Source organism: Streptomyces sp. E11-3, from assembly GCF_046540415.1.
In the GTDB taxonomy this organism is placed as follows: domain Bacteria; phylum Actinomycetota; class Actinomycetes; order Streptomycetales; family Streptomycetaceae; genus Streptomyces.
In genome coordinates this window covers 1,088,619-1,114,505 of record NZ_JAZGRL010000002.1, presented here as the reverse complement: position 1 = coordinate 1,114,505, position 25,887 = coordinate 1,088,619, and the positions used below count along the sequence as shown (strand labels likewise).

Annotated in this window: 25 protein-coding genes; 14 read left to right on the top strand and 11 right to left on the bottom strand. The window is 71.8% G+C overall.

The window, feature by feature from the left end:
- Positions 1–46: 46 nt before the first annotated feature.
- From U9R90_RS23965 to U9R90_RS23910, 12 genes are all read left to right on the top strand, one after another.
- Positions 47–694: a GntR family transcriptional regulator gene (locus tag U9R90_RS23965; protein WP_411058717.1), complete on the top strand. Its 648-nt coding sequence runs from the start codon at positions 47–49 to the stop codon at positions 692–694.
- Entirely contained in the window at positions 691–1,617 is a 927-nt protein-coding gene (locus U9R90_RS23960; protein WP_411058716.1) for a dihydrodipicolinate synthase family protein, read from the top strand. Before U9R90_RS23965 ends, U9R90_RS23960 begins: the two co-directional genes overlap by 4 nt.
- Entirely contained in the window at positions 1,614–3,350 is a 1,737-nt protein-coding gene (gene araD / locus U9R90_RS23955; protein WP_411058715.1) for an L-arabinonate dehydratase, read from the top strand. Before U9R90_RS23960 ends, araD begins: the two co-directional genes overlap by 4 nt.
- 116 nt (positions 3,351–3,466) lie before the next feature.
- Positions 3,467–4,423, top strand: coding sequence for a carbohydrate ABC transporter permease (locus U9R90_RS23950; protein ID WP_411058714.1), 957 nt, complete (start codon positions 3,467–3,469; stop codon positions 4,421–4,423).
- Positions 4,424–4,467: 44 nt separating this feature from the next.
- Complete coding sequence (locus tag U9R90_RS23945) at positions 4,468–5,355, top strand: carbohydrate ABC transporter permease (protein WP_411058713.1); 888 nt, start codon at positions 4,468–4,470, stop codon at positions 5,353–5,355.
- Positions 5,352–6,518, top strand: coding sequence for a Gfo/Idh/MocA family protein (locus U9R90_RS23940; protein WP_411058712.1), 1,167 nt, complete (start codon positions 5,352–5,354; stop codon positions 6,516–6,518). The genes U9R90_RS23945 and U9R90_RS23940 overlap by 4 nt, the downstream gene beginning before the upstream one ends.
- A complete protein-coding gene (locus U9R90_RS23935) occupies positions 6,515–7,357 on the top strand; it encodes a PmoA family protein (protein WP_411058711.1) in 843 nt (280 codons plus the stop codon). Before U9R90_RS23940 ends, U9R90_RS23935 begins: the two co-directional genes overlap by 4 nt.
- The gene (locus tag U9R90_RS23930) at positions 7,354–8,919 is read left to right on the top strand and encodes a family 43 glycosylhydrolase (RefSeq protein ID WP_411058710.1); all 1,566 of its coding nucleotides are present in this window, start codon (positions 7,354–7,356) and stop codon (positions 8,917–8,919) included. Before U9R90_RS23935 ends, U9R90_RS23930 begins: the two co-directional genes overlap by 4 nt.
- Before the next feature lie 66 nt (positions 8,920–8,985).
- On the top strand, positions 8,986–10,335 hold the full coding sequence (locus tag U9R90_RS23925; RefSeq protein WP_411058709.1) for an ABC transporter substrate-binding protein: 1,350 nt from the start codon (positions 8,986–8,988) through the stop codon (positions 10,333–10,335).
- Positions 10,332–11,198, top strand: a complete 867-nt coding sequence (locus U9R90_RS23920; protein WP_411058708.1) for a rhamnogalacturonan acetylesterase — start codon at positions 10,332–10,334, stop codon at positions 11,196–11,198. The genes U9R90_RS23925 and U9R90_RS23920 overlap by 4 nt, the downstream gene beginning before the upstream one ends.
- A gap of 31 nt (positions 11,199–11,229) precedes the next feature.
- Positions 11,230–12,540 carry a polysaccharide lyase family 1 protein gene (locus U9R90_RS23915; protein ID WP_411058707.1) on the top strand — a complete coding sequence of 437 codons (1,311 nt, stop codon included), beginning with the start codon at positions 11,230–11,232 and terminating at the stop codon, positions 12,538–12,540.
- 44 nt (positions 12,541–12,584) lie between these two features.
- Positions 12,585–13,706 (top strand): pectinesterase family protein, encoded by a 1,122-nt coding sequence (locus tag U9R90_RS23910; protein ID WP_411058706.1) that lies wholly within the window; start codon positions 12,585–12,587, stop codon positions 13,704–13,706.
- 109 nt (positions 13,707–13,815) lie between these two features.
- Here the strand turns inward: U9R90_RS23910 and U9R90_RS23905 are convergent, their stop codons facing one another.
- Positions 13,816–13,950, bottom strand: coding sequence for a hypothetical protein (locus tag U9R90_RS23905; RefSeq protein ID WP_411059846.1), 135 nt, complete (start codon positions 13,948–13,950; stop codon positions 13,816–13,818).
- On the opposite strand from U9R90_RS23905, the gene U9R90_RS23900 reads away from it, so the two are divergent.
- Positions 13,928–14,875 (top strand): SCO1860 family LAETG-anchored protein, encoded by a 948-nt coding sequence (locus tag U9R90_RS23900; RefSeq protein WP_411058705.1) that lies wholly within the window; start codon positions 13,928–13,930, stop codon positions 14,873–14,875. The two genes, U9R90_RS23905 and U9R90_RS23900, sit on opposite strands and share 23 nt — an antisense overlap.
- 121 nt (positions 14,876–14,996) lie before the next feature.
- Here the strand turns inward: U9R90_RS23900 and cobC are convergent, their stop codons facing one another.
- From cobC to cobM, 6 genes are all read right to left on the bottom strand, one after another.
- Positions 14,997–16,127: an Rv2231c family pyridoxal phosphate-dependent protein CobC gene (gene cobC, locus U9R90_RS23895; RefSeq protein WP_411058704.1), complete on the bottom strand. Its 1,131-nt coding sequence runs from the start codon at positions 16,125–16,127 to the stop codon at positions 14,997–14,999.
- Entirely contained in the window at positions 16,111–17,034 is a 924-nt protein-coding gene (locus U9R90_RS23890; protein WP_411059787.1) for a sirohydrochlorin chelatase, read from the bottom strand. Before U9R90_RS23890 ends, cobC begins: the two co-directional genes overlap by 17 nt.
- Before the next feature lie 5 nt (positions 17,035–17,039).
- Positions 17,040–17,663 carry a precorrin-8X methylmutase gene (locus tag U9R90_RS23885; RefSeq protein WP_411058703.1) on the bottom strand — a complete coding sequence of 208 codons (624 nt, stop codon included), beginning with the start codon at positions 17,661–17,663 and terminating at the stop codon, positions 17,040–17,042.
- Positions 17,660–19,378: a precorrin-3B C(17)-methyltransferase gene (cobJ, locus tag U9R90_RS23880; RefSeq protein WP_411058702.1), complete on the bottom strand. Its 1,719-nt coding sequence runs from the start codon at positions 19,376–19,378 to the stop codon at positions 17,660–17,662. Before cobJ ends, U9R90_RS23885 begins: the two co-directional genes overlap by 4 nt.
- A 196-nt stretch (positions 19,379–19,574) precedes the next feature.
- Complete coding sequence (gene cbiE / locus U9R90_RS23875) at positions 19,575–20,834, bottom strand: precorrin-6y C5,15-methyltransferase (decarboxylating) subunit CbiE (protein WP_411058701.1); 1,260 nt, start codon at positions 20,832–20,834, stop codon at positions 19,575–19,577.
- Complete coding sequence (cobM, locus tag U9R90_RS23870; protein ID WP_411058700.1) at positions 20,831–21,721, bottom strand: precorrin-4 C(11)-methyltransferase; 891 nt, start codon at positions 21,719–21,721, stop codon at positions 20,831–20,833. Before cobM ends, cbiE begins: the two co-directional genes overlap by 4 nt.
- A gap of 40 nt (positions 21,722–21,761) precedes the next feature.
- Here cobM and U9R90_RS23865 point away from each other — a divergent pair, with 40 nt between their 5' ends.
- The gene (locus U9R90_RS23865) at positions 21,762–21,989 is read left to right on the top strand and encodes a hypothetical protein (RefSeq protein WP_411058699.1); all 228 of its coding nucleotides are present in this window, start codon (positions 21,762–21,764) and stop codon (positions 21,987–21,989) included.
- Positions 21,990–22,006: 17 nt separating this feature from the next.
- Here U9R90_RS23865 and cobI read toward each other — a convergent pair whose 3' ends face one another.
- The 4 genes from cobI to U9R90_RS23845 form a co-directional block, all read right to left on the bottom strand.
- Positions 22,007–22,759 carry a precorrin-2 C(20)-methyltransferase gene (cobI, locus tag U9R90_RS23860; protein WP_411058698.1) on the bottom strand — a complete coding sequence of 251 codons (753 nt, stop codon included), beginning with the start codon at positions 22,757–22,759 and terminating at the stop codon, positions 22,007–22,009.
- A complete protein-coding gene (locus U9R90_RS23855) occupies positions 22,756–24,234 on the bottom strand; it encodes a cobyrinate a,c-diamide synthase (RefSeq protein ID WP_411058697.1) in 1,479 nt (492 codons plus the stop codon). Before U9R90_RS23855 ends, cobI begins: the two co-directional genes overlap by 4 nt.
- Positions 24,228–24,836, bottom strand: a complete 609-nt coding sequence (cobO, locus tag U9R90_RS23850; protein ID WP_411058696.1) for a cob(I)yrinic acid a,c-diamide adenosyltransferase — start codon at positions 24,834–24,836, stop codon at positions 24,228–24,230. Before cobO ends, U9R90_RS23855 begins: the two co-directional genes overlap by 7 nt.
- Positions 24,836–25,887: VWA domain-containing protein (locus tag U9R90_RS23845; protein WP_411058695.1), on the bottom strand; the 1,052-nt coding region annotated here is incomplete at its 5' end. The genes U9R90_RS23845 and cobO, both read right to left, overlap by 1 nt.

Genomic DNA, 25,887 nt, shown 5'->3' with positions numbered 1-25,887 from the left:
TCGTACGTCATATATGAGACGTGATACGCGAGATCTGAGGGAGCCCATGACCTCCGTGCCGACCCCGATCCCCTCACGCACGCAGTATGTGCTTGAGGCGATCAAGCACCGCATCCTGACCGGGCAGTTGACGCCCGGGCAGTCACTGGTCGAGTCGGAGTTGGCCGCGCAGTTCGGGGTGTCCAAGACGCCCGTACGCGAGGCGCTGAAGACCCTCGCCGGGACCGGACTCGTGGTGATGAGCCAGTACAAGGGCGTCACTGTGCGCATGGTCGACGCGACCATGGCCCGCGAGGTGTACGACGTACGGCTGCTGCTCGAACCGGAGGCGCTGCGCCGCAGCGTGCGGCGCGGTGCCTCCCTCGACGTGGCGAGCGAGGCGCTGGAGCGCTCCGACTCCGCCTCCGACGCGGCCGAACGCTCCCTGGCCAACCGGGAGTTCCACCGCGCGCTGTATCTGCCGTGCGGCAACCCGCTGCTGTCCAAGATGCTCGACGAGGTGCGCGACCAGGCCGCACTGGTGTCCGCCGTCGCCTGGTCCGAGACGCCCTCCTGGGAGCGCGAGGCCGCCGAGCACCGGGAGATCCTGCGGCTCGCGCTGGCCGGGGACTGTGACGCCGCGGCCCTCGCCCTGCACACGCATATCGCCTCGTTCGTCGCACGCGCCTTCCCGGAAGAGGATGAGCAGGCATGACCTACCCCGCTCCGCACCCGGAGCAGTTCGCCGCGCAGCGCACCGCGCTCGCCGACGTGGTGGCGATCCCCGTCACCCCGTACGCCGCGGACGGCACCGTTGAGGAGGAGACGCACCGGGCCCTGGTGCGCCGTCTTCTCGACGGCGGTGTCCGCACCCTCACGCCGAACGGCAACACTGGCGAGTTCTACACGCTGACACCTGAAGAGCGCCGTACCGTGCTGGAGTTGACCGCCGAGGAGGCTGGTGGTGAGGCGGAGATCCTGGGCGGCGTCGGGCATGATGTGCCGACCGCCGTCGAGGCCGCGCTGCACGCACAGCGCCATGGGGCGACCATGGTGATGGTGCATCAGCCCGTACACCCGTATGTCTCGCAGCTCGGCTGGCTCGACTACCACCGGGCCATCGCCGAAGCGGTGCCAGAACTTGGCGTCGTTCCCTACATCCGCAACCCGCAGCTCAGCGGCGAACGCCTCGCCGAGCTGGGGGAGTCGTGCCCGAACGTCATCGGCGCCAAGTACGCGGTGCCGGACGCGGCGCGGTTCGCCGCGTTCAGCCGTGATGCCGGGCTGCACCGGTTCGTCTGGGTCGCCGGCCTTGCCGAGCTGTACGCGCCCTCGTACTTCGCGAGCGGCGCCACTGGTTTCACCTCCGGGCTCGTCAATGTCGCGCCGGGCGTCTCGCGCGGCATGCTCGACGCGCTGCGCGCGGGTGACTACCCGGCCGCGATGAAGGTGTGGGAGCAGATCCGCCGTCTGGAGGACCTGCGCGCCGCCGACAGTTCGGCCAACAACGTGTCCGTCATCAAGGAGGCGTTGTGGGCCCTGGGGCTGTGCCGCCGTGATGTGCGCTCGCCCGCCGCCTCGCTGCCCGACGAGCAGCGTGCCGAGGTCGCCGCCATCGTCAAGGGGTGGGACATATGAGCGACCGGAGAACCGCCGAACAGCTGCGCAGCCACCAGTGGTACGGCGACGAGATCTCCTCGGGGCTGCGGAGCTTCAGCCACCGCGCCCGCACCCGACAGCTCGGCTATCTCCCCGAGGAACACCTGGGCAAGCCGGTCATCGCCGTACTCAACACGTGGTCCGACATCAACCCCTGCCACGTCCATCTGCGGGACCGGGCACAGGCCGTCAAGCGGGGCGTCTGGCAGGCCGGTGGCTTCCCGCTCGAGTTCCCGGTGTCGACGCTCAGCGAGACCTTCCAGAAGCCGACACCGATGCTGTACCGCAACCTCCTGGCCATGGAGACCGAGGAACTGCTGCGGTCCTACCCGGTGGACGGGGCGGTGCTGCTCGGCGGCTGCGACAAGTCGACCCCCGCGCTGCTCATGGGCGCCGCGTCCGCCGACCTGCCCACCGTGTTCGTGCCGGCCGGGCCGATGCTCCCCGGACACTGGCGCGGGGAGGCGCTCGGCTCGGGCACGGACATGTGGAAGTACTGGGACGACAAGCGGGCCGGGCTCATCGGCGACTGCGAACTGTCCGAGCTGGAGGCCGGGTTGGCCCGCTCGCCCGGCCACTGCATGACCATGGGTACGGCGTCCACGCTGACCGCGGCAGCCGAGGCGCTGGGTGTCACCGTGCCCGGTGCCTCCTCGATCCCCGCCGTCGACTCCGGGCATGACCGGATGGCAGCCGCCTCCGGACGCCGGATCGTGGACCTCGTATGGCAGGACCTGACGCTGTCCCGGGTTCTGACCCGGGAGGCCTTCGAGGACGCGGTCACCACCGTGCTTGGACTGGGCGGCTCCACCAACGCCGTCATCCACCTGATCGCGATGGCCGGGCGGGCCGGGGTCACCCTGGCCCTGGACGACTTCGACCGCATCGCGCGTACGGTGCCGGTGCTCGCCAACCTCCGGCCGGGCGGCGGCCGGTATCTGATGGAGGACTTCCACTTCGCCGGGGGACTGCCCGGGTTCCTCTCGCGGATCAGTGATCTGCTGCACCTGGACCGGCCCACCGTCAACGGCACTCTGGGCGGGCAGTTGGAGTCGGCCCTCGTCCACAACGACGACGTGATCCGCACCCGCGGCAACCCGGTCGCTCACGAGGGCGGCCTCGCCGTGCTGCGCGGCAACCTCTGCCCGGACGGCGCGGTCATCAAGCACATCGCCGCCGAGCCGCAGCTACTCCAGCACACCGGGCCCGCTGTTGTCTTTGACGACTACCGGCAGCTGCAGCGCACCATCGACGACCCGGCGCTCGGTATCACCGCCGAGAGCGTTCTGGTACTGCGCGGCGCGGGTCCCAAGGGCGGGCCCGGCATGCCCGAGTACGGGATGCTGCCCATCCCCGAGTACCTGCTCAAGCAGGGCGTACGGGACATGGTGCGGATCTCCGACGCCCGGATGAGCGGCACCAGTTACGGCACCTGTGTGCTGCACATCGCCCCCGAGTCGCATGTCGGCGGGCCGCTCGCCCTGGTGCGCACCGGCGACCCGATCACCCTCGACGTCACCGGGCGCACGCTGCACCTCGGCGTGTCAGACGAGGAGTTGGAGCGGCGCCGGGCCGAATGGACCGCGCCCGCCGAGCGCTACGAGCGCGGCTACGGCGCCCTCTACAACGAGCAGATCACCCAGGCCGACACCGGCTGCGACTTCGCCTTCCTGGCCAGGCCGGGCAACGACCCGGAACCGTACGCGGGCTGACACACCCGCCCCTTCTTCGTACGACCGCTCGTGCGGGCCACCTGTACGAGATCTCGAACGACGTCCGCGAAGCGCTTCACCGCACCGCCGCCAGACCCTGAGAACGGAGAACAGTCATGGCCCAGGACACAGCCGTGGCGCCACCGGTCCGTAGACCACCCCCGGACCGGAAACCCGCCAGGCGCCGCGCGGGGACCACGACACCCCGCAGGCTGCCCTATCTGCTGATCGCGCCCGCCGGGCTGCTGATGCTCGGCTTCATCGCCTACCCGGTCGCCAGCGTCTTCTACTACAGCCTGCAGCACTACAACCCCACCAAGCCCTGGCGCAACGGCTTCGCCGGCTTCGACAACTACGTCAAGGCCTTCACCGAGGACCCCGACTTCTGGCGCACCCTCACCTTCAGCTTCCAGTGGGTCTTCGCCGAGGTCACCCTGCAGTTGCTGTTCGGTCTGGCGCTCGCCCTGATCGTCAACCAGACCTTCATCGGCCGCGGTGTCGCCCGCGCCATGGTCTTCTCGCCATGGGCCGTCTCCGGCGTGCTCACCTCGACGATCTGGCTGCTGCTCTACAACTCCCAGACCGGCCTGACCCGTTATCTGGCGGACATGGGCATGGGCGAACACGGCACGTCCTGGCTCTCCGACACGGCCACCGTCTTCCCGGCCGTCGTCGTCGCCGAACTCTGGCGCGGCGTCCCCTTCTTCGCGATCCTCATCCTCGCCGACCTGCAGTCCATCCCGAAGGACCTGTACGAGGCGGCCGAGGTCGACGGCGCCGGCCGGTTCCAGCAGTTCTTCCACATCACCCTGCCGCACCTCAAGGACGCGATCATCCTCGCCACTCTGCTGCGCGCCGTGTGGGAGTTCAACAACGTCGACCTGCTCTACACCCTCACCGGCGGCGGACCCGCGGGCGAGACCACCACGCTGCCGCTGCGCATCGCGGGCATCGCGGTGGACTCCCACGACTTCGGCTACGCATCGGCCCTGACCACGGTCGCGTTCGTGATCCTCCTGTTCTGCTCGATCGTCTATCTGCGGCTGAGCAAGTTCGGGGGCGAGGACAAGTGATCACCTCCGAGCAAGCCTCCCGAGAGACCGCCGAGGACCCCGCCATGGTGGACACCGCCACAGCACCACCCGCCGCCCCCACCGCGCCCGGCAATCGGGCGACCCGGCGCGAACGGCGCGCCTGGGACGAGGTCCCGCGCTGGCAGCTGTACGTGCCGCTGAGCCTGTATCTGCTGTTCACGCTCGTCCCCTTCTACTGGATGCTGCTCTTCGCGCTGCGCCCCGCGGGCTCCTCGTCGCTGGTGCCGTGGCCGATCACGCTGGAGCACTTCGACAAGGTGTGGAACGAGCGCAGCTTCGCGCTGTTCTTCCAGAACAGCCTGATCGTCGGCGTCGCCTCGCTGCTGATGACCACGCTCGTGGCGCTGGCGGGCGGCTACGCGCTGGCCCGCTTCACCTTCCGTATCAAGCGCGGCTTCATGCTCGCGCTGCTGTGCTCGCAGTTCATCCCCGGCGCGCTGATGCTGGTACCGCTGTTCCAGATCTTCGCCGAGCTGCAGATGATCAACTCGCTGGCCAGTGTCGTCATCGCCGAGACGGTCTTCCAGCTGCCGCTGTCGATGATCCTGATCAGCGGCTTCATCAAGAACGTGCCGTACACGCTGGAAGAGGCCGCCTGGGTCGACGGCTGCTCACGCTTCAGAGCCTTTTGCGCGGTGGTGCTGCCGCTGCTGCGGCCCGGTCTGATCGCCGTCGGCTCCTTCGCCTTCGTGCACAGCTGGAACCACTTCCTCTTTGCCCTGATGTTCCTCAGCGACCAGGACAAGCAGACCATCCCGGTCGGCCTCAACACCCTGATGGGCGCGGACAGCGTCGACCTGGGCGCGCTCGCGGCAGGCGGTGTCATCGCCGCCGTCCCCGTGGTCATCGTCTTCGCCTTCATCCAGAAGTGGCTGATCACCGGGTTCAGCGCCGGGGCGGTGAAGGGATGACCACCCAGACCACCGAACCCCTGCCCGTCGTCCTCGCGGGCGCCCGCGGCCACGGCCGCTCCCACCTGGAGAACCTCCGCAGACTGGAGCGGCTCGGCCGGGCCAGGCTCGCCGGAGTCTGCGAGCTGACCCCGCTGGACCCGCACGAACTCGCCGGATTCGACGCGCCCGAGCAGTCCGCGGACTTCGCCGGACTGCTGCGCTCCACCGGCGCCGCCGTCGCGGTGATCTGTACGCCGATCCAGACCCACACCGACCTCGCGCTCACCGCGGCCCGGCACGGCGCGCACCTGTTGCTGGAGAAGCCGCCCGCGCCGTCGGAGGCGGAGTTCCGCCGGATGGCGGACGGGGTCGCCGAGGCCGGGGTGCGCTGCCAGATCGGCTTCCAGTCGCTCGGCTCGCATGCCCTGCCCGCGATCCGCGACCTCATCGCCTCGGGCGCCATCGGCGACCTGACCGGCGTCGGCGGCGCCGGAGCCTGGGTCCGCGACGAGGCGTACTACCGGCGCGCCCCCTGGGCCGGACGCCGCCGCCTGGGCGACACCGACGTGATCGACGGCGTACTCACCAACCCCCTGGCACACGCCGTGGCCACCGCACTCGCCCTGAACGGCACCCCGCGGGCCGCCGATGTCACCGGCGTCCGTACCGAGCTGTTCCGCGCCAACGCCATCGAGTCCGACGACACCTCCTGCGTACGGGTCCACGGGGCGTACGGCACCGATGTCACCGTCTCCGCCACGCTGTGCGCCGCGGAGAACACCGCGCCGTACGTCATCGCGCACGGCACCAGCGGCCGGATCACCTTCTGGTACACCGAGGACCGGGTGCTGCTGCAGCGCGCGGGCCACGGACCCGAAGAGATCCAGTACGGCCGTACCGATCTGCTGGAGAACCTCCTCGACCATCTCGCCGGGCATACGGAGCTGTTGGTTCCAGCCGACACGACAGGCGCCTTCATGCGCGTCGTCGAAGCGATTCGACAGGCACCCGATCCCCGGCCGCTACCGGCCGACGCCTGGCACCGGGTCCCGGGCGAGGGCGCCGAGCGCCGCGTCGTGCGCGGCATCGACACTCTGGTCGCGGCCGGCGCCGACAGCCTCTCGCTCTATTCCGAACTCGACGCCCCCTGGGCCCGCGACACAGAGGCGGCTCCCCGATGACCGACACTCTGGTCCTGCGCCTGGACGGGCGGCCCGTCGGCCGCTACGTCTACCGGTCGGCGCTCGCCACCGACCATGCGCCGCGCCCGTATCTGCACCCGGTCACCACACTCGGCGGCACCGCCGTCACCGAGCTGATGCCCGACGACCACCCGCACCACCTGGGGGTCGGCGTGGCGGTGCCCGATGTCGAGGGCCGCAACTTCTGGGGCGGCCGCACCTTCGTCCGCGACCGGGGGTCGGTCGCACTCGACAACCACGGTGCCCAGCGCCACCAGGGCTTCCCGATGCGGGAGCCGGACGCCTTCGTGGAAGACCTGTACTGGACGGCTGGCGGCACCCGGCTGCTGCACGAGCGGCGCACCCTCGTCGCCCGCGAACTCGCCGGGCAGGCCTGGGCGCTGGACTTCACCTTCGCCCTCGGCAACACGACGGACGCACCCCTGTCCATCGGCAGCCCGGCGACCAACGGCAGGCCGGGCGCGGCCTACGGCGGCTTCTTCTGGCGCGCGCCCAAGGAGAAGGAACCGCCCGCCGTGTTCACCGCACACACCGAGGGCGAGACGGCCGTACACGAGTCGACCGCCGACTGGGTCGCGTTCGCCGGGGACGGCTGGACCCTGGTCTTCGCCGGGGCGGACGAAGCGACCCGCCGCGACCCCTGGTTCGTACGGGCCGCCGAGTACCCCGGCGTCGGCTCCTCGCTCGCCCACGCACGCCGTACGGCCATCGAGGCGGGCGCGACACTCACGCGCCGGATCGTCACGGTCGTCGCGGACGGCCGCCTGGACCGGGGCCAGGCGGCAGACCTCGTACGGCAGGCGGTGAGGGACGAGTGACCCGCCCCTGGACCGCTGACCTCGGTGACGGGACGTACCGCAACCCCGTCCTCAACGCCGACTGGTCCGACCCCGACGTGCTGCGCGTCGGCGAGGACTACTACCTGACCGCCTCCAGCTTCGGCCGCGCCCCCGGACTGCCCCTGCTGCACTCGCGCGACCTGGTCAACTGGACCCTCGTCGGCCACGCCGTCGAACGCCTCCTCCCGGAAGGGGAGTTCACCGAGCCCCGACATGACCGCGGCGTATGGGCGCCCTCCCTGCGCCACCACGACGGCACCTTCTGGATCTTCTGGGGCGACCCAGACCACGGCGTCTACCAGGTCAACGCCCCCGCCATCGACGGCCCCTGGAGCACCCCGCACCTGGTCAAGCCCGGCAAGGGACTGATCGACCCGTGCCCCCTGTGGGACGACGAGAGCGGCGAGGCCTATCTCGTACACGCCTGGGCCAAGTCCCGGTCAGGCGTGAAGAACCGGCTCACCGGCCACCGGATGAGCCCGGACGGACACCGGGTCCTGGACGACGGCAAGACGATCGTCGACGGCGACGAGATCCCCGGCTGGTTCACCCTGGAGGGCCCCAAGCTCTACCGGCACGACGGCCACTTCTGGATCTTCGCCCCGGCCGGGGGAGTGGAGACCGGCTGGCAAGGGGCCCTGCGCGCACGGGAGTTCTTCGGCCCGTACGAGGCGCGGGTCGTCCTCCGGCAGGGCGCCACGGCGGTCAACGGGCCCCACCAGGGCGGCTGGGTGCGCACAGCGGCGGGCGAGGACTGGTTCCTGCACTTCCAGGCGCGTGGCGCGTACGGGCGGGTGGTGCACCTGCAGCCGATGCGCTGGGCGGAAGGGGGCACCTCCCAGTCGAACGAAGTTGAGACTGGGGGAGGCTGGCCGGCGCTCGGCGACGCGGGTGAGCCCGTCTCCGTACACCCCAAGCCGCGACTGCCCCCGCAGCCGGTGGCGGCGCCCGCCACCGACGACGACTTCCCCGGCGGCCGGTACGGACCGCAGTGGCAGTGGACCGCGAACCCGCGGCCCGGCTGGACGGCCGGGCACGCCGGGGACGGGCTGCGGCTCACCTGCGTACCCACCTCCGACGCGCACGACCTGCGGCGACTGCCGAACGTCCTGGTGCAGCGGCTGCCCGCCGAGCGGTTCGTCGTGGAGGTCGGCATCCGGTTGGAGAGCACGGCGCCGGGTGCCAGGGCCGGGCTCGCGGTGCTCGGGGACGCGTTCAGCTGGATCGGGCTCCAGCGCGACGCCGACGGCTCGCCGCGCCTGGTCCATCAGTTCGCCGAGTCCGGCGCCGAGCGGGAACGGGACGCGGCCCGGGACAGGCCCGCACCAGGCGGCTCGGCCCGGCTCCGTATCGAGGTCGCCGCGGGCGCGCGCTGCCGCTTCAGCGCGGACACGGGCAGCGGCTGGACGCCCTCCGGGGAGGTCTTCGCCGCCACGCCGTGGCGCTGGGTCGGCGCCCTGCTCGGTCTGTTCGCCGCCGCGCCACCGGGACAGGCCCCCGCCTCCTCCGCGACGTTCACGCGCTTCCGGATCACGGCCTAGCCGTACGACGCACCACCCATCACAAAAAGCACCACAAGAAGCACCACAAGAAGAGAAGAGCCGACCATGACGATCTTCCGCAGTAGCAGATGGCGCCGTACTCCCGCCGCCCTGTCCCTGGCCACCGCCCTGGCCCTGACCGCCGCCGCCTGCGGTGACGACGGCAGTGGCAGCGCGGGCGACAAGGGCGAGGAGGGCTCGGGCAAGGGCCAGATCACCTTCTGGGACAACAACGGCGGTGTCCGCACCGAGGTCTGGAAGGAGATCATCAAGGACTTCGAAGCCGAGCACCCCGACATCAAGGTGAAGTACGTCCCGGTCGCCTCGACCGAGGTGCAGTCCAAGTACGACACCTCGATCCAGGGCGGCGGGCTGCCCGACGTCGGCGGCGTCGGCGCGGCGATGCTCGCCGGGATCGCCGCCCAGGGCGCCCTGGAGCCCCTGGACGACCGGATCAAGGGCAGCGCCCTGGAAGGCAAGCTGAACGAGGGCATGCTGGAGTCCGTCAGGAACGCGGGCGGCCAGGACAAGACGTTCACCGTGCCGACTTCCGCCAACAACGGCGTCCTGTACTACCGCACGGACCTGTTCGACAAGGCCGGTCTGGAAGAACCCGCCACCTGGTCGGCGTTCTACAAGGCCGCCGAGAAGCTGACGGCCAAGGGCGACAACGAGTTCGGCTACACCATCCGCGGCGGCCCGGGCTCCATCGCGCAGGCTCTGGACGCGATGTACGGCCAGTCCGGCATCACCTCGTTCTGGGACGAGGCCGGCGAGAAGACGACGGTCAACGACCCGAAGAACGTGGCGGCGCTGGAGAAGTACGTCGGCCTCTACAAGAAGGTCACCCCCGAGGCCGACCTCAACAACGACTTCACCAAGATGGTCGCCCAGTGGGACACCGGCCAGATCGGCATGCTCAACCACAACCTGGGCTCGTACCAGGACCATGTGAAGGCGCTCGGCACCAAGAAGTTCCGCGGCATCCCGCAGCCCACACTCGACGACGGCACGCGGGTGCAGATATCCAACCCGGTCGACGGACTCGGCCTGTTCAAGTCCAGCAAGAACAAGACCGCGGCCTGGAAGTTCATCGAGTTCGCCGCGTCACACAAGTCCAACAGCCGGTGGAACGAGTCGGCGGGCGCCATCCCCGCCCACAAGGACGCCGCCGAGGACGCGTGGATCGAGAAGGCCGAGCCGACCAAGCTGGCCGCCACCGCGCTGAACGACGGCAGCACGAAGATCGTGCAGCTGCCGTACTACCTGCCGGACTGGAACACCATCTCCAAGGCCGAGAACGAGCCTGCCTTCCAGAAGGTGATGCTCGGCAAGCAGTCCGCCAAGGACTTCCTGGACAACCTCGCCAAGCAGCTCAACGAGGGCCAGGCCGAGTGGAACGAGCAGAAGAAGTGACCCACACCCACGCCCACGCCCACGCCCACACGCACGCCCACGCACACACCCGCAGGCAGGTGGTCGCGGCGCTCGCGGGCCTTCCGCTCGCGCTCGCCGCGGCCCCCACCGCCCTCGCCGCCACCCGTCCCCACGACTCGCACTCCCAGGACCAGGAGAGGCGCCGGATGCGCACCCTGTTCATCGCGGGCGACTCCACCGCTGCCCAGAAGTACACCGCCGCCGCGCCCGAGACCGGGTGGGGCATGGCCCTGCCGTTCTTCCTGCACAAGGGGCTGTCGGTGGCCAACCACGCGGTGAACGGGCGCAGTTCGAAGAGCTTCGTCGACGAGGGCCGTCTCGCCGCCGTCCTGGACGCGATCGCCCCCGGCGACCTGCTGCTCGTCCAGTTCGGCCACAACGACTCCAAGAGCGCGGACCCGGACCGCTACACCGAGCCCTGGACCACCTACCAGGACTACCTGCGGCAGTACCTGGACGGCGCGCGGGCCCGAGGCGCGCGCCCGGTGCTGCTCACCTCCGTGGAGCGCAGGCGGTTCGACCCCGACGGCAACGCCAAGCCGACCCACGGCGAGTACCCGGGGGCGATGCGGGCCCTCGCGGACCGCGAGGGCGTCGCGCTGCTCGACCTCCAGGCGCTGTCCCTCTCGCTGTGGCAGAAGCTCGGCGTCGAGGAGACCAAGACGTACTTCAACTGGACCGAGACCGAGCAGGACAACACCCACTTCAACCCGCCTGGGGCGATCGCCGTCGCCCGCATGGTCGCGGCCGAACTGGTGGAGCGCCGGGTGCTCACGCAGGCGGACGTACGGCGCCTGGACGACGAGATCCCGGAGTCCTGGATCACCTGGCCACAGTCGTAGAAGCAACCAGCAGGAAGTTGAAGGAGCCGCAATGCACGTCAGGAAATGTCATGTACGCGTCGTATCGCTGATCGGCTGTGCCTCGCTCGCCCTCGGCGCCCTGGCCGCAACCCCCGCCCAGGCCAAGGGCGGCGACCCCGCCCGCCAGGTGCTCGCGGACGGCGACGGCTGGGCCTCCGCCGGCACCGGCACCACGGGCGGCGCCGACGCCGACGCCGACCACGTCTACACGGTCACCACCTGGGCCGAGTTCAAGGCCGCGCTCGCCGATGGCGGCGACGCACCCAAGATCATCAAGGTGGTCGGCACTCTGGACGCCACGGACACCGGGTCCGCCTCCGGCTGCGCCGCGTTCGAGGCGGACGGCTACGACTTCGACCAGTATCTCGCCGACTACGACCCCGCGACCTGGGGCTACGAGACACCCGTCAGCGGTGAACAGGAGGATCTGCGCGCCGAGTCGGCCGACACCCAGGGCGCGGCCATCAAGGCGTTCGTCCCCTCCAACACCACCATCGTCGGCGTCGGCAAGAAGGCGGGCATCACCGGCGCCAGCCTCCAGATCAAGGGGGTGGACAACGTCATCATGCGCAACCTCCACGTGGAGAGCGCGCTGGACTGCTTCCCCCAGTGGGACCCCACCGACGGCTCGAAGGGCGCCTGGAACTCCGAGTACGACGGCGTGGTCGTCTACGGCTCCACCCATGTCTGGCTCGACCACAACACGTTCACCGACGGCCGCTACCCGGACAGCGCGGCCCCCTCGTACTACGGCCAGCTCTACCAGCAGCACGACGGCCTGATCGACATCGTCCGCGGCGCCGACCTGGTCACCGTGTCCTGGAACGTGCTGGGGGACCACGACAAGACGATGCTGATCGGCAACAGCGACAGCGCCACCGAGACCGACCGGGGCAAGCTGCGTGTCACCCTCCACCACAACCTGTTCCAGGATCTGGGCGAGCGGGCCCCGCGCGTCCGCTTCGGCCAGGTCGACTCGTACAACAACCACTTCGTCGCCACCAAGGGCAGCGTCTACGGCTACACCTACGGCATCGGCAAGGAGTCCCAACTCGTCGCCGAGCACAACGCCTTCACGCTCGCCGGGCATGTCGACCCCGCGCGGATCCTGAAGAAGTGGAAGGACTCCCCGGTCACCGCCGAGAACAACTTCGTCAACGGCACGGAGACCGACCTGATCGCCGTGCACAACGCGGGCGTCCCCGACGAGCAGTTGACCGAGGGCGCGGGCTGGACCCCCGAACTGCGCACCCAGGTCGACGACCCCGCCTGCCTGCCCAAGCGGGTCGGCAGGGGAGCCGGCGCCGGAAAGCTCAAGTGACCAGCCGCCACCGCGACGAGTCCGCTCAGCGAAGGAGCCGCACCGTGCCTCCCGCTCAACCCCAGCTCACCCGCCGCTCACTGCTCATCGCGGGCAGCGGCGCCGCGCTCGCCCTGGGCCTGGCCGGGCCCGCCCGCGCCGACGAGAGCCGCCCCACGTCGGCGCGCCCCTTTGGGGGGTACGGGTCCCCGGCCGCCCGCCGCGACGCGCGCACCCGGTACGTACACCCCGGCGGACTCGGTGACCACCGCAGCGTCCAGGCCGCCGTCGACGCCGTGAGCGGCACCGGGCACACCCTGGTCATCGCCCCCGGCACCTATCGCGAGACGGTGAGCGTCCCCACCGCGCGGCAGGACCTCACCCTGATCGGCGCGAGCGAGAACCCGCGCGACACCGTCATCGTCTACGACAACGCCGCGGGCACCGAGCGCCCCGACGGCTCCGGCACCTACGGCACCACCGGATCGGCCACCGTCACCGTACGGCCCGACGGCTTCACCGCACGCTGGATCACCTTCGCCAACGACTGGCTGCGCGCGGACCACCCGGACATCACCGGTACCCAGGCTGTCGCCATCAAGGTGATGGGGGACCGCTCGGCGTTCCACCACTGCCGGTTCCTCGGCCACCAGGACACGCTGTACGCCGACACCCGCAACGTGTCCCTCATCGCCCGCCAGTACTTCGCGCACTGCTACGTCGAGGGCGACGTGGACTTCGTCTTCGGCCGGGCCACCGCCGTGTTCGAGCGGTGCCGCTTCCACACCCTGGACCGGGACGTCGACTTCACCCCGAAGGGCATGGTCTTCGCCCCGTCCACCTCCCGCACCACGCCCTACGGCTTCCTGGCGCTGCGGTGCCGGATCACCTCCGGCGCACCGGACGGCGCGTACAAGCTGGCCCGACCGTGGGTGCCGTCGTCCAACGACACCGCCTGGCCGTCACTGGTCGTACGGGACTCGCAACTGGACGCGGGCATCGACGCCGTCACGCCGTACACCAACATGCGTGACGCGTACCCATGGCAGGAGCAGCGCTTCGCCGAGTACGCCAACAAGGGTCCCGGCGCCGAGATCTCCGTACCCGCCAACCGTCCCCAACTGTCCGACGGGGCGGCGCGGGAGCACACGAGGGGGAGGTATCTGGGCGACTGGCGGCCGTGTTGACCGATGGTGGGGCTGTTCGGGTGACAGAAGTGAACGGCCGTGCCGAAAGACTCGAACACCCAGACGGAAACTCCCCATTGGAGTGAACTGACGCCAGGTGTCTGACGGTTCACTCTTTGTAGGTAAAGATTCCCGCATCGATGCCATCGGCGCCCGCGATGTCCCAGCGGGCGCCGATGGCGCGACTTCTGTCGAATGTCTCTTGTGGGGGTTCCACCACCTTGAACAGCAACGCCTTCCGCATGCCCGCACGCCGTCTCGCCACCACGGCGGCGGTGACGGCCCTGGCCGCAGGTCCCGCGGCCCTCGCCGGTGCCCTACCCGCCCACGCCACGGGCGACGGCGACGGCACCGCGAGCGCGGTCGTCCTCCGTACCGGACTCGATGTCTCCTTGCTCAACAAGACCGTGCAGGTCCCGCTCAAGGCCTCACTCAACGAGGTCCAGGCGCCGCGGAGCGCCGAGAAGACCGCGCTGACGGTGAAGCTGGACGGCGTCGACCAGGGGCGGCCGTTCACCGTGCTGCGCGCCGACGTCGCCACCGCCAAGGCCACCGTGGACCGGCGGAAGGCGGAGGCCACGACCAACCTCGCGCGGGCCAAGGTGCATGTGCCGGGGCTGCCGTTGCTCTCCCTGATCGAGGTCGAGCAGGTCACGTCGAAGGCCGTCTGCGAGGCTGGGAAGCAGCCGGTCGCCGAGTCCAATCTGCTGGGCGCCGTCACCGTCCTGGGCAAGAAGGTCACGCTCAGCACGGGCGGTCCCACGCGGGTCAAGGTGCCCGGCGTCGGCGAGGTCCGGCTCGACCTGTCGAAGACCCACACCACATCCCGTACGGCGGCCGCGTCCGCCCTCGAACTCAAGGTCGCGCTGAACCCGCTGAAGCTGAACGTCGCCGAGGTGGAGGGCGTCCTCACGCTGGCGGGCGCCACCTGCGAGTCGCCCGCACCACTCGTGGAGAAGGCACCCGAGAAGAAGCCGGAGCAGGAGTCCGGACAGGAGCCCGCCGCCGCCAGTGACGCGCGGCCGCAGTCGGCCGCCGCCACGCCCGCCGTCCAGAAGCAGGACCTCGCCGCGACCGGCGGCAGCTCCGCCACGCCGTACCTCGCGGGCGGCGCGGTCGCCCTGCTGCTCGCGGGCGCGCTGTTCGTGGCCCGCGGCCGCCGCGGCTGACGCTCGGGTCGCCCGTCTCACCCCTGGGCGGGGGGTGAGGCGGGGTTCAGAGCCTGTCTTTGAACCCCCGTCTGCGCAGCGGCGCCCTTCGGGCGAACGACGGGGGTTCAAAGACAGGCTCTCACCGGCCGACCAGTGTGAGCGCCCGGTCCAGCGCTTGCAGAAACCTTCCGGTCGTCGCCCGGTCCCGCACCGCGATCCGCAGCCAGTCCGGGCCGAGCCCAGGAAACGTATCCCCACGGCGCACCGCGAACCCCAGCCCGCGCAGCCGCTCCCGTACCTCGGCGGCCTGATCCAGCCGTACGAGAACGAACGGCCCCGCGGCCGGACCCGCCGCGCGCACCTCGTCGAACTCCGCGAGACCGGCCAGCAGATGGGCCCGGTCGGCGGCGATCGCATCGGCCGCATCCGCCGCCTCGGCCAGCGCCCGCGGCGTCATACACGCCTCGGCCGCCGCCAGCGCGGGCGAGGAGACCGGCCACAGCGGCTGGGCGCGCTCCAGCACGGCGATCGTCTCCTCGGCGGCCAGCACATAGCCGATCCGCAGCCCCGCGAGCCCCCAGGTCTTGGTGAGGCTGCGCAGCACCACCAGCCCCGGCACATCCCTGCGCCCGGCCAGCGCCTCGACCTCGCCCGGCACCGCGTCCATGAACGCCTCGTCGACCACCAGTGTGCGCCCAGGGCGGGCCAGCTTCGCGATCGCTTCGGCCGGGTGCAGTACGGACGTCGGGTTGGTCGGATTGCCGATCACGACCAGATCCGCGGCCTCCGGTACGGCGGCCGGATCGAGCCGGAAGCCGTCCGCCGCGCCGAGCAGCACCCGCCCCACCGTGTGCCCGGCGTCACGCAACGCCGCCTCGGGCTCGGTGAACTGCGGATGCACCACCACGGGGTTGCGCACCGCCAGGGCGCGGGCGATGAGGACGAACGCCTCCGCCGCGCCCGAGGTCAGCAGCACCCGCTCCACCGGCAGCCCGTGCCGGGCCGCCACGGCAGCACGCGCCGCCCGCCCGTCCGGGTAGGCCGCGAGCCCGGCCAGCGACGCGGCGATGTGCTCGCGCAGCCAGCCGGGCGGCGTGCCCTCGCGCACGTTGACCGCGAGGTCGGTCAGCTCCCCGCCCCGCACCTCGGCGTCACCGTGGTGCCGCAGGTCATGGGCATCCGCTGCTGCCGCGTCCGCGGCTGGCCTGCCCGCTGCTGCCGCGTCCGTGGACGGCGTGTCCGTGGACGGCGTGTCAGTGGGCGTGTGCATGGTCGCCGTGGTGGTGGCCGTGGTGCCCGTGTCCGTGATGGTGGTGGCCGTCGTCGTCCGGGTGGAAGTGCGGCTGCTGCGGCAGCCCCACCTTGTCCTCGAAGCCGGGCAGCGCGATCCGGTACACGCAGGAGTCGCAGTTCATCCGCAGATCACCCTCGACCGCCTCCCGGTAGCGCTCCATGACCAGGTCGAGCAACTCCTCCTCGGGCCCGATCACATCGGCCGAGCGCACCTCCACGTCCGGGTGCGCGGCCGCCCACTCCTTGGTCTGCAGCCGCACCCGGTCCGGCAGGATGCCGGTGAACAGGAAGTACGGAAGGACCACCACCCGCCGCGCGCCGAGCTTCACACACCGCTCCAGGCCGCTCGGCACGTCGGGCGCCGCGAGCGACACGAACGCGGTCTCCACACCCGCGTACCCGCGCCCCTCCCACAGCAGCCGAGCCGCCTTGTGCACCTCGGAGTTGGCGTCCGGGTCGGTCGAGCCGCGGCCCACCAGAAGCACCGTCACATCGGACGGGTCGGTGCCCTCCAGCGCGTCGTCCAGGCGCCGCTCCAGCACCTTGAGCAGAGCCGGGTGCGGGCCCAGCGGACGCCCGTACTTGTACGAGATCCCCGGGTGCCGCTCCTTCTCGCGGGCCAGCGCCGCCGGGATGTCGCCCTTGGCGTGCCCGGCCGACACCAGCATCAGCGGCACCGCGACGAAGCGCTTCGCGCCCCGCTCGACCAGCTCGGTGACGGCCTCGCCGAGCGGCGGCGGCGACAGCTCGATAAAGCCGCCCGCCACCGGGAGGTCGGGGTGGCGCAGGCCCAGTTCGCGGACGAAGTCGCGGAAGGCCTCGGCCCCCGCGTCATCCCGGGTGCCATGGCCCGCGATGAGCAGGGCGGGGCGGTCGCGGCCGATGACTGTCACTGGTTCTCCTCGTACTGCACAGACGTTGAAGGCGACGTCGAGGACGTCGTTGAAGTGGGGTGGTACAGCAGGGCGTTGAGCGCGGCCGCGGCGACCGCGGACCCGCCCTTCTCGGATACGTTGCTGACGGCGGGCAGCCCGCTCTCCCGCAGTGCCGCCTTGGACTCCGTCGCGCCGACGAACCCGACCGGCAGGCCGATCACCAGCGCGGGCGCGGCATCCAGCGTCAGCAGCTCCTCCAGCGCTGTCGGCGCACAGCCGATCACCCAGAGCGCGCCGGGACCGACCTGCTCGTACGCCAGCCGGACCGCGTGCGCCGAACGGGTCAGCCCGGGCCCGGACTCGGCGTCCTTGAGGTGGCACACGGTCTCGCGGCGGGTGATGCCCGCCGCGACCATCTCCACGTCCACCACGACCGGGGCGCCCGCGTGCAGCGCCCGATGGGCGCCCACCAGCGCGTCCTCGTCGGTCACGAGGTCGGTGGCGTACTCCAGGTCGGCGGCGGAGTGGATGACCCGCTCCACGACCGCGCGGGTCAGCGGCGCGAAGTGCGAGGTGTCCAGGCGGGACCTGAGCCTGCGGAACGACTCCTGCTCGATGGGGTGCACGATCCGGGTCACCGGGCCGCCTCCGTACGCTCGGTGTCTTGCCAGCGGTAGCCGCGCGGCGTCACCATACGGCCCGCGATCTCCCGCGTCGCCGTGTTGCCGACCGTCACCACCGTCATCATGTCCACCGTCGCCGCGTCCAACGCGCCGAGCGTGCTCAGCCGCGCGCTCTCGTCCGCCCGCGAGGCGTTGCGTACGACACCGACCGGCGTGCCGGGCTCCCGGTGCTCCGCGAGGATCGCCAGGGCCTTCGGCAGCTGCCAGTCACGGCCGCGGCTGCGCGGGTTGTAGAAGGTGACGACGATGTCGGCCTCGGCCGCGGCCCGCACCCGCCGCTCGATGACCTCCCACGGGGTGTGCAGATCGGACAGGCTGATCGACACATGGTCGTGGCCGAGCGGCGCACCGAGAATCGCGCCCGCGGCGAGCGCGGCCGTCACACCGGGTACGCCCACCACGTCGATGGCGTCACTCGCCTCGGCGAGCGCGGGCGAGGCCATCGCGTACACGCCCGCGTCACCGCTCCCGATCAGCGCCACCGCCTGGCCCTCACCGGCCTCGGCGACGGCGGTACGGGCCCGCTCCTCCTCGGCGCCGAGCCCCGACTCGATGATCCGGGTGCCCGGGCGCAGCAGGTCCCGGATCTGGTCCACGTACTGGTCGAGGCCGACCAGCACCGACGCCCGGCGCAGCTCGGCGAGCGCGCGCGGCGTCAGCAGGTCGCGGGCGCCGGGGCCGAGCCCGACGACCGCGAGACGCCCGCGCGGGGCGCGCCTGACCACGGCGCAGGTGGCCATCGCGGCCCGGCCTTCGGGGCTGGACTTCCGCTTCGGCAGCAGGAGTTCGCCACCGCCGACGAGGGCGGCCGCCTCGGCCACCGACGGGGTGCCGACGGCCGCCAGCGGCGCGTCGGACGGGTTCGGCACGACGACCTGAGCCAGCTCGTCGGCCGGGTACGTCACCAGCGGAACGCCGAGTTCGGCCGCCGCGGCGACCAGACCCGGCTCATTGGCCTTGGCGTCCACGGTCGCCAACGCACCCACGGACAGCGGCGAGAGCCCCGCGTCCGCGAGGGCATCGCGCACCAGGGCGGTGATCTCGTCGACCGGAGCGCCCTTGCTGGCGCCGACCCCGACCACCAGCGATGCGGGCCGCAGCACCACCGTACGGTCGCCGGGCTCGACGGCCCGGTCGGTCACCAGCACCGTCGCTTCCGCGCCCGGCGCGGACGGCCGTACGTTCGGCGGCAACGCGGGCAGCGGGCAGGGCACTTCGAGGTCCAGCGCGACGGGCTCGCCGTCGAGCACCGCACGGGTCACCGCGGCCACCGCACCTTCCACCGGCAGCCCGAGCGTGTCCAGGCCCGGCACATCCACCGCGTCGGTGGCCGTGGTCACCACGGGCTCCGAGCCCAGGACCGCACCCACCTCACGGGCCAGCGCGTTCGCGCCGCCCCCGTGCCCGCCGAGCAGGGCGACCGCGTACCGGCCCGCCTCGTCGACACACACCACGCCCGGGTCGGACGCCTTGTCCGCGAGCAGCGGGGCGACAAGCCGCACCGTGGCGCCGGTGGCGAGGAAGCACACCACCTGCGCGCACTCGGCGAAGGCCCGCTCCACGGCCTCCCGTACAGGGCCGTCGTACACCCGGACCCGAGAGGGCCACACCGCGGCCAGCCGCGCGGCACCCGCCGCGCCCGCCGCCGTGGCAGAGATCAGGCCGATCACCGGACCTCCAACTGCGAGGCCTGGTAGGGTCGTTGGTCGCGGAGCGAGAACCAAGCCCGCATGGCAACTCCTTCCAAAACTTCATACATCCGGGCTGGTTCCAACCCGGCTGGTGCTGATCGCGGAAGACTTGATCGCTCACTGAGCGACCGAGCGGCGTGAGCCAGGAATCCCCCTCGTCTGCGAGGGGGAGGGTTCAATGGACTGCTCCTTCGTAACAGGGGGCGGCCGTGTGCCGGTCGCCCCACAGCAGGAAGACCGGATTGGTGGCGGCGAGCCGCGACACATCCCCCGGCAGCGGCGCGAGCCGGGACGACTGCAGCAGCACCCCGTCGCAGGAGAACCCGGCGTCGCCCAGCGCCTTACGGACCGCGGGCACCCGGTCCAGCGCGGCCAGCGCGACCACGACCGTACGGCGGGCCCGGCGCGCGCAGGCCTTCACTATGGCGGGCAGCTCGCGCCCCCCGCCGCCGATGAACACCGCGTCCGGGTCCAGGAGATCGGACAGCACGGTGGGCGCCGCCCCGTGTACGGCCCGTACGTCGACGCCGTGCGCGGCGGCGTTGGCGCGGATCCGCTCGATCCCGTCCGCGCTCTTCTCCACCGCGACCGCGGCCGCGCCGAACCGCGCGCACTCCACGGCCACCGAGCCGCACCCGGCCCCGATGTCCCACACCAGGTCACCCAGGCGCGGCCCGATCCTGGCCAGCGCGAGCGCCCGCACCTCGAACTTGGTGATCATCGAGTCGCGGTGCGCGAACGCGGTCTCCTGAAGCGCCCACCGGTCGGGCGTGGGAGACGGCCCGGCGACCGTACGGACCGGCGACAGCGCCCGGGACTCGTCCAGGCACAGCACCACGCTCACCGCGCTGCCCCAGTCACGGGCGGCGGCCTCGGGGGGCGTCACCCGTTCGATGTGCTCGTGCTCCGGATCGCCGAGTGCCGTGGCGACGACCAGGGTGCGGTCGTCGGCGCGGTGCACCAGTTCGGCGCCGAGCTCCGCGGGACCCGCACCGGGCCCGGTGAGCACCGCGACCTTGGGGTGCGCACGGCACACGTTCACGGCCGTACGCAGCTCCCGGCCGTGCGCGCTGACCACCACCGCGTCGTCCCAGGGCAGCCCGACCCTGGCGAACGCCGCCGCGACCGACGACACACCGGGCCACACCCGCAGCGCGTCGGAGCCGAAGCGCTCGGCCAGCGCCCGGACGATCCCGAAGAACCCGGGGTCACCGGAGGCGAGGACGACCACGCGCGCGTGCTCGTCGGCCAGCTGCTCCGCCATCGCGTCGAACGCGGGAGCCAGCGGCCCCAGCACGACACGCGCCACGCGCGCGTGGAGGCCGGCCGCGTCCAGGTGCCGCTGCCCGCCCACGACCAGCGTCGCCGCGTCCAGCGCGGCACGGGCCGTGGGGTCGAGCGGGGCCCCGGTCCCCGCGCCTATGACGTCGATCATGGCTGGATACTCGTATCCGGGCGTGTGGCCGCCGCGGCGCCCTGCGTGCGCAGGGCCCGGCGCGCCTCCGGGTCGGCCTTGCGGAACCCGTGGAAGTGCCCCGGGTGGTACAGGTGCGAGCGGGTGCCGGACGCCGAGAGCGCCGGGCCGACCAGGAAGAGGGTGTGCTTCCAGAGCTTGTGCTCCTTGACCGTCTCCTCCAGCGTGGCGATCGTGCAGCGCACGATGAGCTCTTCGGGCCAGGTCGCCTGGTACGCGATGACCACCGGCGTCGAGGTCGGGTAGCCGCCCTCGAGCAGCTCGCGGGTCAGCTGCCCGGAGCGGGCCGCGGACAGGAACAGCGCCATCGTGGTGCCGTGCTTGGCGAACTCCCGCACCTCCTCGCCGGGCGGCATCGGCGTCTTGCCGCCGCCGAGCCGGGTGAGGATCACCGACTGCGCGACCTCGGGAATCGTCAGCTCGCGCCCGGCCAGCGCGGCGACCGCGGAGAACGCCGACACACCGGGCACGATCTCGGCCTCGATGCCCATCTCGGCACACCGGTCGAACTGTTCCTGGGTGCCGCCCCACAGGGCCGGGTCGCCGGAGTGGATGCGGGCCACCTTGAGGTTCTCGTGGCGGGCACGCTCGTACACCGCGACGACGTCCTCCAGGGACATCGTCGCCGAGTCCAGGATCTCGGCGCCCTCGCGCGCGTGCTCGAGGACTTCGGCCTGCACCAGGCTGGCCGCCCAGATCACGACGTCCGCCTCCGCGATGGCGCGCGCGGCGCGGAAGGTCAGCAGATCGGCGGCGCCGGGCCCGGCACCGACGAAGGTCACCTTGCCGGTGGTCGCGCCGCTCGGCTGGTCGGTCGCGGCAGCGGCCCTGGGGGGCGTGGGGGCCATGGGTCGGGGTCCTCTCGGGTCAATGCGGGGTGGAACTCGGGTGGAACTCTGGTGGGAACTCAGGGTGGATCTTGGAAGTGCGGGAAGCGGATCAATCGACGAGCAAGAGCGCATGGCGGTGATCGTCGCGCTCGGCGCGTTCCTGATGACGCTGGTCGGCGGCTTCAACACGTACACACTCACCAGCCTGTACGGGAACACCCGCCGCAAGGCCATGGCGATGCTTCTGGCGGACGCCGCCGCACGGGTGGCCGGCGCGGCGGGCTGAGCCAGCGCTTCGAGGTGTCACAGCTTGCCCCCGCGTCCGCCGTCGCGCCGGGCGGGCGCGATCAGCGTCGACAGATACGGCAGCGGGCCCTCGTCGGTGAGCTCGGCGGCCGGGCGGATCGACTCCTCGTCGAGGCCGAGCGCCGACCCCCACACGGCGCCCTCGATGCGTCCGGTCTCGCGCAGCGCGGTGGCCACCTCGTGCGCGAGCCGCCCGAACTTGTACGCCACCACCGTGCCGGGCCCCTGAAGCGCGTCCTTCAGGACCGCCGAACCCGCCGTCACCGGCACCAGCGTCAGCGGCTCGGTGCCCTCGGTCAGTACGGCGCCGCTGCGGGCCGCCAGGTCCTGCATCGCGGTGATACCCGGCACGGTCTCCACGACCGTGCCCGGCACCAGCTCGTCGATGGTCTGCGCGAGATAGGTGAACGTCGAGTACACATTGGGGTCCCCGATGGTCGCGAAGGCCACCACCCGGTGCGTACGCAGCAACTCGGCGACCCGCTCGCCGGCCGCGTCCCAGGCGGCCTCGCGGCGGCTCCGGTCCGTCCGCTCGTTGAGCGCGAACACGACGCGTACGACGTTCCCTTCGGGAACGTAATGCAGCACGGTCGCCTCGGCGCGCCCACGTTCACCCCCATCTTTTCCATCAGACGCAGCCATCACGGGCACAACCACCACATCGGCGCCCTTGAGGGCGTTGACGCCCTTGACGGTCACGAGTTCCGGGTCGCCGGGCCCCACTCCGACACCAATCAGCTTGCTGCTCATTCTTGCGTGCACCTCTCTGTGAACCGGTGGGCGATGCCGGGCGAGGCCGCCCAGTGGGTATGCAGATAGCTCGCGTGCACGCCCTGCTGCACGAAGCCCTCCACGCGCCGATCAGGCGCGTGCAGCCCCCACGCGGGGCTCGGCCCCGCGCCGGGGTCGAGCACCGTGCGGTGAAACTCGTGCCCCCGCATCCGGGTGCCATTCGCGGCCAGCACACTGTCCGACACCGCGACGGCCTCCCGGTACCCGAGCGTCAGCCGCTCGGCCATCCGCGCGTCGGCGTCCAGTACGCCGCACATCGGCTTCCCGTCCAGGGAGCGTGCGAGATACAGCAGCCCGGCGCACTCGGCGGCGATGGGCGCGCCGGAGCGCGCCAGCTCCGCCACGGCCTTGCGCAGCGGTTCGTTGGCGGACAGCTCGGGCGCGTACACCTCGGGGAAGCCGCCGCCGATGACGAGTCCGGCGGTCCCGTCGGGGAGCGCCTCGTCGTGGAGCGGATCGAACGGTACGACGTCCGCGCCAGCGGCGCTGAGCAGCTCGGCGTGCTCGGCGTACGAGAACGTGAACGCCGCGCCCCCCGCGATGGCGACGACGGGAGGCCGAATCTCAGCCCGTCCGGCGCTCGAGGACGAGCCCGAAGGGCGATATCCCAGCCCGGCCTGCGTTTGAGGCCCATCGTCGAGCCCGGCCGGCGAGGCCTTTCGGGACGGGGCGGGGTGGGGGAGAAGCCCGCCGCAGGCGCCCCCACCCGCAGGATCCCACGGTGAGACATCGAGCGGCGGAGCGCTGCGCGCCAGCGCACGCAGGGCGGCGAGGTCGCAGCCCGCCCGAACCTGCTCGGCCAGCACCCGCACCGACTCCAAGGCTTCCGCCCGCCGCTCGGCGACCGGCACAAGCCCCAGGTGCCGCGACGGCGCCGCAACCTGCTCAGCCCGCCGCAACACCCCCAACACCGGCACCCCAGACGCATCGAGCGCATCCCGCAGCAACGACTCGTGCCGTGCCGACCCCACCTTGTTGAGGATCACCCCGCCGATCCGCACCTCGGGATCCCACGACGCGAACCCATGCACCAACGCCGCCACCGACCGCGACTGCGACGACGCGTCGACGACCAGCACCACCGGCGCCCGCAGCAACTTCGCCACCTGCGCCGTGGAGGCCAGCTCACCCCCACCCGCGGCACCGTCGAACATCCCCATCACGCCCTCGACCACAGCGAGATCGCACCCCGCCGCGCCATGCGCGAACAGCGGCCCGATCAGCTCCGTACCGCACAGATACGCATCAAGGTTGCGCCCCACCCGACCACACGCCAACGCGTGGTACCCGGGGTCGATGTAGTCGGGCCCGACCTTGTGCGGCGACACGGCGAGACCCGCCGCCGAGAACGCCGCCATCAGGCCCGTCGCGACGGTGGTCTTGCCGCTGCCCGAGGAGGGCGCGGCAATGACCAATCGCGGGATGTTCACCACTCGATGCCCCTCTGGCCCTTCTGGCCCGCGTCCATCGGGTGCTTGACCTTGGACATGTCCGTCACCAGGTCCGCGAAGTCCACCAGCTTCTGCGGCGCGTTGCGACCGGTGATGATCACATGCTGGGTCCCGGGCCGGTCCCGCAGTACAGAAACGACCTCCTCCACGTCCACCCAGCCCCAGTGCATTGGATAGGCGAACTCGTCCAGCACGTACAGCCGGTACGTCTCGGCGGCCAGGTCACGCTTGACCTGCTCCCACCCCTCGCGCGCCTTCTCCTCGTTGCTCAGCTCACCGTCCGCGGGGGCGCGCTGAATCCACGACCAGCCCTCACCCATCTTGTGCCAGTCGACACTGCCGCCCTCGCCGGACGCACCCAGCACCTTGAGCGCGTTCTCCTCGCCGACCTTCCACTTCGCGGACTTGACGAACTGGAACACCCCGATCGGCCATCCCTGGTTCCAGGCGCGCAGCGCGAGGCCGAAGGCGGCCGTCGACTTTCCCTTGCCGATGCCGGTGTGCACGACGACCAGCGGCCGGTTGCGGCGCTGGCGGGTGGTGAGACCGTCGTCGGGTACGACGGCAGGCTGTCCTTGGGGCATCAGGCGGCTCTCCTCATTCCATGTGCGTCCTGTACGTCCTTCACGAGCCCGGCGATCGACTCGGCGCGCAGCTCGTCGAGCGTGACGACCGTGCCGCCGAGGTCGCCCGCGAGCTGCGGGGCGAGCCCGAGCCGTACGGCTCCCGACTCGCAGTCGACGACGACGGACGCGGTGCCGTCGGCGGCGTGCAGCCGCGCCGCGCGCCGCGCGAACGCCAGCGGATCACCGGCCGCACCAGACGCCCCGGACGCCCCGGACTGCGCGCCGGTGCGCGCGGCCGTAGCCCGGCCGTCCGTCACCACGACCAGCAGCGGCCGCCGCGCGGGGTCGCGCAACCGCTCGACCCGCAGCACCTCGTGCGCCTTCAGCAGCCCCGCGGCCAGCGGCGTACGCCCGCCGGTGGGCAGCAGCTCAAGCCGGGCCGCGGCGGCGTCGACCGACGACGTCGGCGGCAGCGCCACCTCCGCGTCCTTGCCGCGGAACGTCACCAGGCCCACCTTGTCCCGCCGCTGATAGGCGTCGAGCAGCAGGGACAGTACGGCACCCTTCACGGCGCTCATCCGCTGCCGGGCCGCCATCGACCCCGAGGCGTCCACGACGAACAGCACGAGGTTCCCCTCGCGGCCCTCGCGTGCGGCCTGCCGCAGATCGTCCCGACGCACGACGAGGCCACGCCCCGACCGCCCGCGGGCCCGCTGGTGAGGCGCGGCGGCCTGCACGGTCGCCGCCAAGTGCAGCTTGGTGAGCGCCCCTTGGGGCCGGTGCGCGCCGGTGGTACGGCCGTGCTCGGTACGGGCGCGCGACCGGCGCCCCGCGGCTCCCGCGCCCATCCCCGGCACGCTGAGCAGCTTCGTACGGAACGGCTCGGCCGCCCCTACGGGAGCCTGCTCACCGCCGCCCGAAGGCACCTGCGCCTCGCCGGACCCCTCGGACTCGGCCTCGGGCCGCGCGGGGGTGTCCCCTTGAGCCGCTGGGGCCTCCTCCTGGGCAGGGGCGTCGCCCTGTGGCGGCACATCGGGACGGTCCTGCGGCGGACGCCCGCCACCCCCGG